This is a genomic window from Photobacterium profundum, from assembly GCF_003026285.1.
GTDB lineage: Bacteria > Pseudomonadota > Gammaproteobacteria > Enterobacterales > Vibrionaceae > Photobacterium > Photobacterium profundum.
Map to the genome: position 1 here is coordinate 275,222 of NZ_PYOD01000001.1, position 13,100 is coordinate 288,321.

Annotated in this window: 10 protein-coding genes; 8 read left to right on the top strand and 2 right to left on the bottom strand. The window is 43.0% G+C overall.

Going from position 1 to position 13,100, the window contains the following annotated elements; translation table 11 throughout:
* Positions 1-167: 167 nt before the first annotated feature.
* The 3 genes from C9J48_RS01145 to C9J48_RS01155 are packed head-to-tail and all read left to right on the top strand — an operon-like array spanning position 168 to position 5,920.
* Positions 168-1,337, top strand: a complete 1,170-nt coding sequence (locus C9J48_RS01145; protein WP_006231534.1) for an efflux RND transporter periplasmic adaptor subunit — start codon at positions 168-170, stop codon at positions 1,335-1,337.
* Between the two features lie 9 nt (positions 1,338-1,346).
* Complete coding sequence (locus tag C9J48_RS01150; RefSeq protein ID WP_006231533.1) at positions 1,347-4,484, top strand: efflux RND transporter permease subunit; 3,138 nt, start codon at positions 1,347-1,349, stop codon at positions 4,482-4,484.
* Positions 4,481-5,920 carry an efflux transporter outer membrane subunit gene (locus tag C9J48_RS01155; RefSeq protein ID WP_006231532.1) on the top strand — a complete coding sequence of 480 codons (1,440 nt, stop codon included), beginning with the start codon at positions 4,481-4,483 and terminating at the stop codon, positions 5,918-5,920. Before C9J48_RS01150 ends, C9J48_RS01155 begins: the two co-directional genes overlap by 4 nt.
* A 149-nt stretch (positions 5,921-6,069) precedes the next feature.
* On the opposite strand, the gene C9J48_RS01160 is transcribed toward C9J48_RS01155, so the two are convergent.
* Positions 6,070-6,459 carry a DUF805 domain-containing protein gene (locus tag C9J48_RS01160; RefSeq protein WP_006231531.1) on the bottom strand — a complete coding sequence of 130 codons (390 nt, stop codon included), beginning with the start codon at positions 6,457-6,459 and terminating at the stop codon, positions 6,070-6,072.
* A gap of 270 nt (positions 6,460-6,729) precedes the next feature.
* Here C9J48_RS01160 and C9J48_RS01165 point away from each other — a divergent pair, with 270 nt between their 5' ends.
* On the top strand, positions 6,730-7,116 hold the full coding sequence (locus tag C9J48_RS01165) for a YcgJ family protein (protein WP_006231530.1): 387 nt from the start codon (positions 6,730-6,732) through the stop codon (positions 7,114-7,116).
* A gap of 34 nt (positions 7,117-7,150) precedes the next feature.
* On the opposite strand, the gene C9J48_RS01170 is transcribed toward C9J48_RS01165, so the two are convergent.
* On the bottom strand, positions 7,151-8,053 hold the full coding sequence (locus tag C9J48_RS01170; RefSeq protein ID WP_006231529.1) for a LysR family transcriptional regulator: 903 nt from the start codon (positions 8,051-8,053) through the stop codon (positions 7,151-7,153).
* A 243-nt stretch (positions 8,054-8,296) separates the two neighbouring features.
* Here C9J48_RS01170 and C9J48_RS01175 point away from each other — a divergent pair, with 243 nt between their 5' ends.
* The 4 genes from C9J48_RS01175 (at position 8,297) to C9J48_RS01190 (ending at position 13,098) form a co-directional block, all read left to right on the top strand.
* Positions 8,297-10,000 carry an L-lactate permease gene (locus tag C9J48_RS01175; RefSeq protein ID WP_006231528.1) on the top strand — a complete coding sequence of 568 codons (1,704 nt, stop codon included), beginning with the start codon at positions 8,297-8,299 and terminating at the stop codon, positions 9,998-10,000.
* Positions 10,001-10,191: 191 nt separating this feature from the next.
* On the top strand, positions 10,192-10,944 hold the full coding sequence (locus C9J48_RS01180; protein ID WP_006231527.1) for a (Fe-S)-binding protein: 753 nt from the start codon (positions 10,192-10,194) through the stop codon (positions 10,942-10,944).
* 1 nt (position 10,945) lies between these two features.
* A complete protein-coding gene (locus tag C9J48_RS01185) occupies positions 10,946-12,406 on the top strand; it encodes a LutB/LldF family L-lactate oxidation iron-sulfur protein (RefSeq protein ID WP_006231526.1) in 1,461 nt (486 codons plus the stop codon).
* Positions 12,403-13,098: a LutC/YkgG family protein gene (locus C9J48_RS01190; RefSeq protein ID WP_006231525.1), complete on the top strand. Its 696-nt coding sequence runs from the start codon at positions 12,403-12,405 to the stop codon at positions 13,096-13,098. Before C9J48_RS01185 ends, C9J48_RS01190 begins: the two co-directional genes overlap by 4 nt.
* The last annotated feature ends 2 nt before the right edge of the window (positions 13,099-13,100 follow it).

Genomic DNA, 13,100 nt, shown 5'->3' on the forward strand with positions numbered 1-13,100 from the left:
TACTCATAATATCCACCTTATAAAAGTAACCAATAAATAATAGAAGAGAAGAATAGGCTCACCTTAATAAGCACCTTATTCCTCAATTACTGACATTTAAAAATATTCATTTATTTCTTAGCTATACTTTTTGCTTATTAGCAGGCTTGTTTTTTTCGGGGGCTTTAGTGCTTAAAAAAAATAATAAATTCAATGTAATTACGCGTAGTCACATCTTAATTTTATTAAGTATTGTTCTTACGGGCTGTGATAGCAAAGACCCCGCAACGCAGCAACAACCGCAATATGATATTGGTTACACCACTATAGAACCCCAAAATATAGAGCTTAAAGATGAAATGCCTGGCCGCACCGTCGCCTCATACCAATCTGAAGTGAGGCCACAAGTTGGTGGGATCATTTTAGAGCAGCTTTTCTCTGAAGGATCGTTAATTAAGAAAGGGCAGCCACTCTATCAAATTGATCCCGCACCCTTTAAGTTAAATTTAAAAAGTGCCGAATCTGATCTCAGAAAAACGAAAGCTAACTTAACCACCGCCCGTAATAAAGCCAATCGATATGCGCGTTTAGTGAAAGAGCAGGCCGTTTCACGACAAGATTATGATGATGCAACATCGGTGTACCAACAGGCACAATCTGATGTAGCCAGTGCAGAAGCAGCAGTTGCAAACTCGAAAATTGATTTGAATTATACCCGTGTTACATCCCCTATTGCAGGTAGGGTTGGTAGGTCAACCGTTACAGCTGGAGCATTGGTTACCGCAAACCAAACAGATCCCCTTGTAACAGTGCAAACCTATGATCCCATGTACGTTGACTTAACGGCTTCTAGTGGTGAGTTATTACAGTTTCGTCGTGATTTAGCCAGCGGTGCGTATTCGCGTAACGAAGGTGAACTCAGCGATATTACGCTAACACTGGAAGACGGGAGCTTATATGACAGGAAAGGAAAGATTCTCTTTTCAGACATTAATATAAATCAAACCACTGGCTCTTTTGTACTTCGACTCTCTTTCCCTAATCCTGACCGTATTTTATTACCAGGGATGTTTATTCGTGCCTCATTGCCACGCGGTATCGTACATGGTGCTTTATTAGTGCCAGCGAAAGCATTAACCCGTACACCAAAAGGAGCAGCCCAACTACATGTAATTGGCGATAAAGACATTGTTGAGCTTCGCACTGTCACGACAGAAACCCTTATTAATAACCAATGGTTAATCACCAAAGGGCTACAAGCAGGCGAAAAGGTTATCGTGGAAGGCATTCAATTTGTACGGCCAAAATCCCCCGTTACAAAGTCTCATGAAATTACTGATACCCCACCAGAAGAATAGGGAAAAGATATGGCTCAGTTTTTCATTAATCGCCCTGTTTTTGCATGGGTGTTAGCAATTATGGTAATGTTGGCAGGTATTATTGCCCTCATCACACTCCCTATCGCGCAGTACCCAACTATTGCTCCTCCATCCATTCAAATATCGGCGATTTATCCTGGAGCATCAGCGAAAACGGCAGAAGACTCTGTTACTCAAGTTATCGAACAGCAAATGAATGGGTTAGATAACCTGCTCTATATGTCTTCTACATCAGATTCGTTCGGTAATGTAACCATCACCCTTACATTTGCATCAGGTACAGACCCTGATATTGCGCAGGTACAGGTACAGAACAAACTCTCGGCCGCGACCCCTCTATTACCGTTAGACGTACAAAACCAAGGAGTACAAGTAGAAAAAGCCAGTAATTCGATCTTAATGGTTATCGGCTTCGTTTCTGAAGACGGCTCAATGACAAATGAAGATCTGTCTGATTACATTTCCAGTAATTTGCTTGATACCATCAGCCGCGTGAACGGCGTAGGTCAAACCCAGTTATTCGGTGCAGAATATGCGATGCGCATCTGGCTAAACCCTCATAAATTAGAAAGCTACAACTTAATGCCTTCTGATGTTGTGGCTGCGATTCAAGAACAGAATGCGCAAGTATCTGCAGGGCAATTAGGAGCAGTACCTGCTGTTAAAGGACAAGAAATTTCAGCTACCATAACAGCGCAATCTCGTTTACAAACGGTCGACCAATTTAAAAAAATCTTACTAAAAGTGAATACCGATGGCTCACAAGTACTATTAAAAGACGTGTCTAACGTTGAGCTCGGGTCAGCATCGTATCAAACGGCATCCAACTACAACCAGCAGCCAGCCTCTGGGATTTCCATTGCGCTAGCGACAGGGAAAAATGCGCTAGAAACGGCTGACGGTATACGTGCAAAACTGGACGAACTAAAACCTTTTTTCCCTCCTGGTATCAAAATAGTTTACCCGTATGACACCACCCCATTTATCAAGATCTCTATCGAAGAAGTGGTTAAAACGTTACTCGAAGCAATTTTCTTGGTTTTCCTCGTCATGTTATTGTTCTTACAGAGCCTACGTGCAACCCTTATTCCGACCATTGCGGTTCCTGTGGTGGTTTTAGGCACATTTGCTATGTTGTCGGTCTTTGGTTATTCCATTAATACCCTAACAATGTTCGCCTTAGTGCTCGCCATTGGCTTGTTGGTTGATGATGCAATCGTAGTAGTCGAAAACGTCGAACGTCTAATGGAAGAAGAAGGGCTTGAGCCGCGCGAGGCCACTGAAAAATCCATGACAGAGATCACCAGTGCCTTAGTTGGTATCGGAATGGTGCTGTGTGCGGTATTCATTCCTATGGCATTCTTTTCAGGATCGACAGGTGCCATTTATCGTCAGTTTTCAATCACCATTGTCACGGCTGTTGCCTTATCCGTGATGGTCGCGATTATCCTTACCCCTACGTTATGTATCAGCTTACTGAAAACCACCGATGGGCATAAAGAAACAGGTTTTCCCGGTTGGTTTAACCGCAACTTCAGCAAAGCCACTGAAAAGTATAAAAACGCAGTCACCTTTATTACTCACCGCTCAACGCGTTTTATGCTTATTTATTTGGGCATCGCAGCCATAATGGCATTACTATTCTTACGTCTGCCAACTGGATTTTTACCCGATGAAGATCAAGGTATAATGATGAGTATGGTGCAGTTGCCTAGTGGTTCGACTCAAGAACAAACGTTAGATGTACTAAACAAAGTGGAGAATCATTTCTTAGTCGATGAAAAGGACAATGTAAGATCAGTATTCTCTGTTGCAGGGTTCAGTTTCGCAGGTTCAGGATCGAACACTGGCATGATGTTTGTCAGCCTAAATGATTGGGATGAACGGACGGAAAAAGAAGACAAAGTCAATGCTATTGTGCAACGATCCATGATGGCCTTTACCGAAATACCTGAAGCGCAAGTGTTCGCCTTTGCCCCACCCGCCATCATGGAGCTGGGTAACGCCACCGGTTTTGATATGTACTTGCAAGACCGTGCTGGCTTAGGGCATGCAAAGCTAACCGATATTCGAAACCAATTGTTAGGCGCTGCGGCACAAAATCCAAAGTTAGTTGCCGTACGTCCGAACGGCTTAAACGATACGCCAGAATACCACATTGAAATCGACCAGCTCAAAGCGCGAGCGCTTGGCATATCAATCAACGATATCAATGACACCTTAGGTACAGCGCTCGGTAGTCGGTACGTCAATGACTTTGTCGATCGAGGGCGAGTGAAGCAAGTATATGTGCAAGCAGACACCCCTTACAGAATGAACCCAGTAGACATTATGGAATGGAAGGTACGTAATGCGAACGGTGATATGGTTGCGATGCGCGTGTTCAGTAAAGGTTCTTGGCAATACGGATCTCCCCGATTAGAACGTTTCAACGGTATTGCCGCAATGGAAATCCTCGGAGCACCCGCACCAGGAGTCAGTACCGGTGATGCGATGGCACAGATGGAAAAAATTGTCAGTGAATTGCCATCCGGAGTCAGCCTAGAATGGACTGGCATGTCGTATCAAGAACGTATATCTGGCGGTCAGGCACCTTTGTTGTATGCCCTTTCCATCTTAATCGTCTTCTTGTGCCTCGCTGCATTGTACGAGAGCTGGGCAGTACCATTCTCGGTTATCTTGATTATCCCACTTGGGATATTAGGTGCAGTGTCAGCAACAGGGCTCTTGGGCTTAAATAACGATGTTTATTTCCAAGTTGGGCTGTTGACTACTATAGGGTTAGGCTCGAAAAATGCCATCATGATCGTCGAATTCGCCAAGTCATACCATGAATCTGGTGAAGAGCTGTTTAAAGCGACCATTCATGCTGCAAAAATTCGTTTACGTCCAATCTTAATGACCTCACTCGCCTTCGGGATGGGGGTGCTGCCTCTTGCCATTTCTAACGGCGCTGGCTCTGGTGCTCAGAATGCCGTAGGTACAGGCGTATTAGGTGGCGTATTAGCGGCAACCTTCCTCGGTATATTCTTTGTTCCTCTCTTCTTCGTTGTAGTAATGAAGATTTTCAATGGTGAGACAGAAGCCGATAAAGCAGAAGCCAAAGCACAGGAGCAATCATCATGAATAAAACGCTTTCTTTGCTTATAGGGGCATCATTATCGTTAGGGGGCTGCGCCAGTTTCATTCCCGATTATGAACGTCCTATAGCCCCAGTAGAAACCCTATGGCCGGTTGATGAAAGTAAAATGAACATCACAGGCGCACAGGTTTCACCCTACAGTGATTGGCGACAATTTGTGCAGAGCAACAACATTCAGCAAGTGGTCAATTTAGCCCTCACCAATAACCGCGATGTACGTATTGCGGTACTGAATATTCTGAAAGCAGAAGCCCAATACGGTATTCAACGTTCACAATTGTTCCCTAACATTGATTTATCAGCCGGTGCTTCTAATCAACGGTTATCGGAAAACGTTAACGGCGGCAATTCCACCATTGACCGTCAATACAGTGTTAATTTAGGTATCACCAGTTACGAGATTGATTTTTGGGGGCAAATTTCCAGCCTCGAAAAGCAAGCATTAGAACAATACTTATCAACCATTGAAGGACGTCGAAATACCCAACTCACTTTAATCAGCAGCGTAATAGAAGCGTATTTGAATTTAACCACAACCAAAAGCCTATTACAGCTGGCAAAAGAAACTTTGGTTAGCCAACAAAGCTCGCTGACATTAACCCAGAAAAGCTTCCAAAATGGCGTTTCATCGGGGCTAGATGTCGCACAAGCTAAAACAACCGTTGCAACTGCATTGAAAGATGTCGCCCTCTTTACTAGCCAAGTCAACGTCAATATCAACGCCTTGAATGTGTTAGTCGGCTCTCCCGTGCCGGATCACCTATTACCGCGTACTGGTGATCTAAATACCCTTTCACCTGTTGCTGTAGGTTTACCGTCACAGGTGTTATTACAACGTCCTGACATTATCGCCGCAGAGCACAGCTTAATTGCTGCAAACGCCAATATTGGCGCAGCACGAGCCGCGTATTTCCCGACAATTTCATTAACGGCAACAGGTGGGATATTAAGCTCGGCAGCCGATGATTTATTTTCTGGTGATAGCCGAAGTTGGGTATTTTCACCCGCATTAAGCCTACCGATATTTAACTGGGGAGAATTAGATTCTCAATTAGATGTGGCTATTGCCGATCAACAGATTGCCTTGAATCAATACGAAAAAACAATTCAAACCGCTTTTCAAGAAGTGGCCGATGCCCTTGCTAATCAAGCTACATTAGACGATCAACTTTCAGCGCAACAAATGCTGGTGGATGCCTCAGGCGACAGTTTCCGATTATCAAATCTACGCTTTAATGAAGGGGTTGATGACTATTTCACGGTGCTCGATTCACAGCGGTCTTATTACACGGCGCAACAAGATCTGATCACTACAAAGCTCAGTAAGCAACTTAACCTATTAACACTGTACAAAGTACTTGGTGGCGGTTGGGTCGAAACGGATGTTCCATTACCAGAAAAGCTAACATTACCGGAATAAGCCCGCTAGCTAGGTTTATAAATAGTTAAGTTATAGAAAACTAGGCTATCAATAAACAAAACCCGAATATACTTTTTCAAGGTATTCGGGCTTTATGTATCTGTCAGTTTAATTACATCACGTAAACCAACAGTCTTATATCAGCTTATCTACATGCTAATTTGACCACTGTCATTATTATTTTCTTTAGGGTTTTCGCCATATTCATTAGAACCTGGCTGGCTATCTTGGATGAAGAAATACAACAAAACCAATGCGCCGATTAAAGGTATTAAACCAATTAACATCCACCAGCCTTTGCGACCAGAATCATGTAATCGACGAACCCCAACAGAGATACTTGGTACTAAAATAGCCAAAGAATACAGAGTACTAAGAAGTCCCGACTCAGGAGTGCCGGGGGTATCTAAAACGCCATCAAGAATACCTAAGGCAATTGCAATCACAATGTTAAATAGAAAGAAGTACCAATATTCTTGTCTTCTTGCTCGTCCTTGAAACACAGCATATTTCTTTAAAACAGCTAAATACCAATTCATTCTTTCACCTATTGATTCATCATAAAAAACACATAATCACTAACTGAAGTTCATAACAATGAATGACATTCAATGGATCGCTTCGTTCACTAATTGTGTGTTATATCAGTGTATACCCAAGCCGCCTCAAGATGCTTGGGTATAGTACCAATAAAACGTCATATAAATGATTTTTACACTTAACATTGATGCCACACTATCGATACATGAAAATTATCATCAACTGCTACGCTTAATTTATGTCCATTTACTATCTAAAAGCGAAGTACCATGAATACCATCCATTTGCATTCAATCCGAATTAAGCAGCTTGTTACCTTAATCCTATTCGCCATATTGTCTGGTTCAGCTTCGGCTGCAATGACTGAATTAGCACCTAATATCTACTCGCCAGACAAAGGCGTAATATGCGATAAAAAAGCAGGGTTTTGTGTTGATTCATTCGGTATATCAATGGCATTCACCCAAGAATACTTAGGCGATGATGCCCAAAAAGAGATGATGAAAGTGATCGAGACTGTCGGCACTAAAAACTTCGACACAACGCGTTATTCACTCAGTAATGGCGTTTATTGTGATGCTCTTAAACAAGGCTGTTTCAAATCCCGCTTTAATGACACGCCAGAAGTCAAATTCTCTAATGTATTATTTAAGTAAGTATTTTTACTTTAAGTTTATGTAATGAAAATAATTAAAAACATTCACCCATAGCTAAATATCGCGCTCTTATGTGTTCGATAAGCAAACGAATTTTCCGAGGTGGCTGGCGTGTAAACGGATAAACCGCATATATACCGAGCTTTTTACCCACCCGTTTAGGGAACACATCAATAAGATCGCCTTTTAAATAATCTTGATAGACCAAACAGCGAGGAACATAAGCTAAGCCATAACCACCTAATGCCGCTTTTCGTAACGCCGCGGCATTATCGGTTGAAAAATTGCCTGCGACTTTGACGATATAGTTACCATTGTCCCCTTTGAATTCCCATTCAGATGCCCCTGTTGTTTGATAAGCGTATTGCAGGCAATTATGGTTAACCAGATCTTCTGGTGCCATTGGTTTACCCACACGAGCGATATAAGCAGGCGCTGCGCAAATCACCCATTGTGAATCAAGGATATGGCGTGCAATCAAACTTGAATCTTCTAGGTATCCTGTTCTTATCACCAAGTCATAACCATCTTCAACAAGATCAACAAATAAATTCTCAAGCGACATATCAACAGTTAATCCAGGATGCATACTGCAAAATTCAGCAACCGCATCAGCTAACAATAAATCACCAGAGATAGTAGGCACCGACATTTTCACGTGCCCTGTAACGCTTTCGCCATATCCATACACCGCATCAATAGCTTCTACCGCTGCCTGCTTCACATTTTTCGCACCTTGATAAAGTACTTTCCCTGCTTCACTGACCGTTAATTTACGTGTCGTTCGATACAAAAGCTGCACACCAAGGTCTGCTTCCAACCGCGCAATACGCTTGCTAACCACGGAGTTTGTAAGGGAATTAAGATCTGCAACTTTACTAAAAGAACCATGCTCTACCACTTGAGCAAACAAGATAAGGTCGTCTGTTTTTGCCATCATTAGTCAACTTTTGGAAATAATCTTTTTCATTATTTCTCTATATTGAAAAAAAAGAAAGGAGTATTGTCACAATAAGTTAACAAATGAATCACAAGAGGCATCACAACTAGCTGCACATACACATACACATACACATACACATACAAAATAATAATTAAAAATAACGATAAATGAATTTCACTCTATTTGAAACATAACCTATTACGACACAACAGCTGTACGAAGGAAGGAAATACAATCATGAATGATACCCTACTCGCGTTAATCGCATTTTCACCAATAATGGTCTCAGCCGTGTTGCTGGTCGGCCTGAACTGGCCAGCAAAACGTGCCATGCCTGTCGCTTTTGCGCTGACAGTTGTTGTGGCACTATTTTGTTGGGATATGTCTCCCACTCGTGTTATTGCCTCATCCCTACAAGGATTAGCAATAACCGTTGCGGTTCTATGGATCGTCTTCGGCGCTATTTTCCTACTCAATACGCTGAAACATACTGGTGCTATCAGTGTTATCCGAAATGGATTCACCGATATCTCTGCCGACCGCCGAGTGCAAGCCATCATCATTGCTTGGTGTTTTGGTTCGTTCATTGAAGGTGCGTCTGGTTTTGGTACACCTGCTGCTATTGCTGCCCCACTTTTAGTTGCCATCGGTTTTCCCGCATTAGCTGCAGTCTTAATGGGGATGATGATTCAATCTACCCCTGTATCGTTCGGTGCCGTCGGTACACCCATCATTGTTGGTGTTAACAAAGGCCTTGATACCCACAATATTTCCGAAATACTGGTTTCTGGCGGTTCAACGTGGGAATTCTACCTACAGCAAATCACAACCAATGTGGCCATCATTCATGCAACTGTTGGTACGTTTATTCCAGTACTAATGGCAATGATGCTGACTCGCTTCTTTGGCAAGAACAAAAGCTGGACTGAAGGGCTAGATATACTGCCTTTCGCTATTTTTGCCGGTTTAGCATTCACAGTACCTTACGCATTAACCGGTGTTTTCCTTGGCGCTGAGTTCCCATCATTGATTGGTGGTTTAGTGAGCCTAGCAATCGTAGTAACAGCAGCTAAAAAAGGATTTCTTGTACCTAAAACAAAGTGGGATTTTGAAAGCGAAAACAAGTGGCCTCAAGAATGGTTGGGCTCACTGAAGATGGATTTAAAAGACGATAACAAAAAACCAATGAGCCTTGCGCTTGCTTGGACACCTTACGTGTTATTGGCTGTAGTACTTGTGGCTAGCCGTGTTAGTGCGGATTTCAAAGGCTTCTTAACAGATATTAGCTTATCGTTCAGCAACATCTTGGGCGAAACAGGCGTTAATGCTGCGATTCAACCGCTATACCTACCGGGTGGTATTTTGGTTTTCGTTGCATTACTTGCTGTTTTATTACAATCACGCAGTGTTAAGCCTTTAGCCAATGCACTTCACGAATCAAGTAAAACACTGGTTGGCGCAGGTTTTGTATTAGTGTTTACCATTCCGATGGTACGTATCTTTATAAACTCAGGTGTTAACGCGGCTGATTTAGCCAGTATGCCTGTAACCACAGCGCACTTTGCCTCAGGTTTGGTCGGTGAGTTCTTTCCCGCGCTTAGTGCCACTATTGGTGCGCTAGGTGCATTCATTGCAGGTTCTAATACCGTTTCAAATATGATGTTTAGTCAATTTCAGTTCGAAGTGGCACAAACATTAACCATATCAAGTGCCGCGGTTGTTTCTCTTCAAGCTGTCGGAGCAGCAGCCGGCAATATGGTGGCCATTCACAACGTTGTTGCGGCATCAGCCACTGTTGGGTTACTCGGCCGTGAAGGTGCAACACTGCGTAAAACAGTGATCCCTACCTTCTACTACCTTGTTGCAACAGGTGTTATTGGTTTAGTGATCATCTATGGTTTTAATATTACCGATGCCCTGATGCTTGCTCAACAAGGTTAAACACAGCATCACGTTTACAAAGACCATATTTTTCAGCATAGGCTTAGGGAATAAAACTAAGCCTATTTCTACACTGAAATCGTAAAAAGAAGCCCAAACTATTTCACTATTCAGATCATATAAATGCCCATAGTCACTGACTAAAAGAGCGCACCAGAACACAGACTGAATAGCGATAAAGGAGAACACTAATGCGTATCTACCCTGCAAAGCCGACAAAAGTCTACTTCTATGCCACGTGTTTAGTTGACATGTTTGATCCTGAAGCCGGTCTTGATGCCATTACATTATTAGAACAACAAGGGCTCGAAGTGATCTTCATTGAAAAACAAACTTGTTGCGGTCAACCGGCTTATAGCTCGGGTTACGATAAAGAAGCTAAACAAGTCGCACAAAGCCAAATGGATCTCTTTACTGAAAACTGGCCTGTTGTCGTATTATCAGGCTCTTGTGGTGGCATGATGCATCATCACTACCGTCGTTTATTTAAAGACGATGAAAACCAAGTGCACGTGGATGCTTTCTGCGATCGTGTATTTGAGCTGACTGAATTTTTGGTTAACGTCTGTCGAGTAAAGCTCAACGATAAAGGAGAAAGCACGTCAGTTGTTATGCATACCTCATGCGCTGCTCGTCGTGAAATGAACGTGCACGTTACTGCAACTCAGCTGCTTACTCAACTCGATAATGTAGAAATTCGTGAGCAATCCTATGAGACAGAATGTTGTGGCTTTGGTGGTACTTTCGCAGTACGTCATCCTAATATAAGCCAAGCCATGGTCGAAGATAAAACTCGCCATTTATCAGATACCCGAGCCAGTGAATTTGTCAGTGCTGATTGGGGCTGTTTGCTCAATATTAACGGTGCGCTGGAATACCAAGGTAAACCTATGCGTGGCCGTCACCTTGCGAGCTTTTTATTAGAGCGAACGGGAGGAAAATAAGATGAGCCAATCAAATAACGGCGTTCATATACAAGAACAGGCACCAGAACATTTTCATGACCAAGCCAAAGCGGCACTCGCCGATCCACAACTACGTCAAAACTTTCGTGGCGCAATGGACTACTTGCAAGACAAACGCAAAACAGCTTTTTCTAATCCTGTAGAAGAAAAACACATTCGCGATTTATCTGAAGCGATTCGTCAACGTTGCCTTAGCAAGCTGCCTGATTTACTCGAACAACTTGAAACCAATTGTATGAACAATGGCATTCAGGTGCATTGGGCACAAAATGCTGAAGAAGCTAACTCGATTATTGCCACTATTTCTCAAAACCATAATGCAAAAAGCATTGTAAAAGGCAAATCGATGGTGAGTGAAGAAATTGAACTCAACCACGAAATGGCAAAACTGGGTATCGAGTGTTTAGAAAGTGATATGGGCGAATACATCGTTCAACTCGATGGTGATAAGCCCTCACATATTATCATGCCTGCGATTCATAAAAACAAACAAGAAGTCAGTGATACGTTTGAGAAGAACCTCGATAATTTCACACCAACAGTTGATGTTGATGAGCTGATCCAAACAGGACGTAGCCGTTTACGTCAAAAATTTCATGATGCTGATATTGGCTTATCTGGGGTTAACTTTGCTGTCGCAGAAACAGGCACGTTATGTCTCGTCGAAAACGAAGGTAACGGCCGCATGTGTACAACAGTGCCGAATGTACATATCGCGATTACTGGTATCGAAAAAGTGGTGGAGTTCTTAACCGATGTACCACCGCTTTATAGTGCATTAACTCGCTCTGCTACCGGACAAGCGATTACCACCTACTTCAATATGATCAGTTCACCTCGTCGTGATGGTGAATTAGATGGTCCTGAAGAAGTGCATCTTGTATTGCTTGATAACGGTCGTTCACAGGCGTTTCGCGATGAAGAAATGCGAAAAACACTGCAATGTATTCGTTGTGGTGCCTGCATGAACCACTGCCCTGTTTATACCCGCATTGGTGGGCATGCTTATGGCACCGTTTACCCCGGGCCGATTGGCAAAATCATTTCTCCCCATATGATGGGTCTGGAGAAAACCAAAGATCTGGTCACAGCATCGAGTTTATGTGGGGCATGCGGCGAAGTATGCCCTGTTCGGATCCCTATTCCTGAAATGCTACAACGCTTACGCAATGAAGCTAAAAACCCGCCAAAACCCGGTATACCAGCGATTAAAGGGCAAGAAGCCGTAGCCAGTAAAGCTGAATCTTTGGCCATGAAAGGGTTTGCATTTGCAGCATCACATCCGTCGATTTATCACATGGGTACATGGTCAGCCACCAAGATGAAAGCTTTGATGCCCAGTAACCTAGGGCCATGGACGCAATGCCGAACAGCGCCTAAACCCGCCAGTAAAACCTTGCACCAATTAATCAAAGATCGGAAACAGGGAGAAAAATCATGAGTACAGCAAGAAATGCGATTCTATCCCGTCTTCGTGACGCCGAGCCTGAAGCAAAAGCAATGGAGGCCATCACCTATCAACCGTGGGTAAGCAACGATGCTCAACTCACAAGACAACGCTTTATTGATGGTTTATCTGCCAGCCATGCTGAAATTATTTCAACAGAGCGTGATGCATTAAATAACGTCATTAAAAACATCGTTGTAAGTAAGCAGTTTTCGCGCATCGCATTAGGCACCGCAGGTGAATTTCATTCCGATATAGTGCAAGCGACTCAATCTTTGGCAAAAGGTTCATTAGACACAAAGTCATTAGAAACACCAGCAATAGAAACAATGCCGTTTGATTGTGACATCAGTGATTTGAAGTCAGCGCTATTTAATGATGTCGATGCTGGTATTACCCATTGCCGTGCGGGTATTGCAGATACAGGTACATTAGTGTTGTGGCCAGACATTTCAGAACCAAGAACTCTTTCATTAGTCCCACCATGTCACATTGCCTTGATAAAACGCTCGACCATTGTGAGCAACTTTGCTGAACTCATGGTAACGCAAGCATGGCAGAACAATATGCCAACCAATATCGTCTTAGTTTCTGGTCCATCTAAAACCGCCGATATACAGCAAACACTGGCTTATGGTGCACATGGCCCAAGCCAGTTGGTAGTGATTTTGATTGAGGATATGTAATG

What these genes read in the sequence shown, in the direction of transcription:
- C9J48_RS01185 (WP_006231526.1), top strand. Translation starts at nt 10,946, where the DNA reads ATGAGCCAATCAAATAACGGCGTTCATATACAAGAACAGGCACCAGAA.
- C9J48_RS01180 (WP_006231527.1), top strand. Translation starts at nt 10,192, where the DNA reads ATGCGTATCTACCCTGCAAAGCCGACAAAAGTCTACTTCTATGCCACG.
- C9J48_RS01150 (WP_006231533.1), top strand. Translation starts at nt 1,347, where the DNA reads ATGGCTCAGTTTTTCATTAATCGCCCTGTTTTTGCATGGGTGTTAGCA.
- C9J48_RS01160 (WP_006231531.1), bottom strand. Translation starts at nt 6,459, where the DNA reads ATGAATTGGTATTTAGCTGTTTTAAAGAAATATGCTGTGTTTCAAGGA.
- C9J48_RS01175 (WP_006231528.1), top strand. Translation starts at nt 8,297, where the DNA reads ATGAATGATACCCTACTCGCGTTAATCGCATTTTCACCAATAATGGTC.
- C9J48_RS01165 (WP_006231530.1), top strand. Translation starts at nt 6,730, where the DNA reads ATGAATACCATCCATTTGCATTCAATCCGAATTAAGCAGCTTGTTACC.
- C9J48_RS01155 (WP_006231532.1), top strand. Translation starts at nt 4,481, where the DNA reads ATGAATAAAACGCTTTCTTTGCTTATAGGGGCATCATTATCGTTAGGG.
- C9J48_RS01170 (WP_006231529.1), bottom strand. Translation starts at nt 8,053, where the DNA reads ATGGCAAAAACAGACGACCTTATCTTGTTTGCTCAAGTGGTAGAGCAT.
- C9J48_RS01190 (WP_006231525.1), top strand. Translation starts at nt 12,403, where the DNA reads ATGAGTACAGCAAGAAATGCGATTCTATCCCGTCTTCGTGACGCCGAG.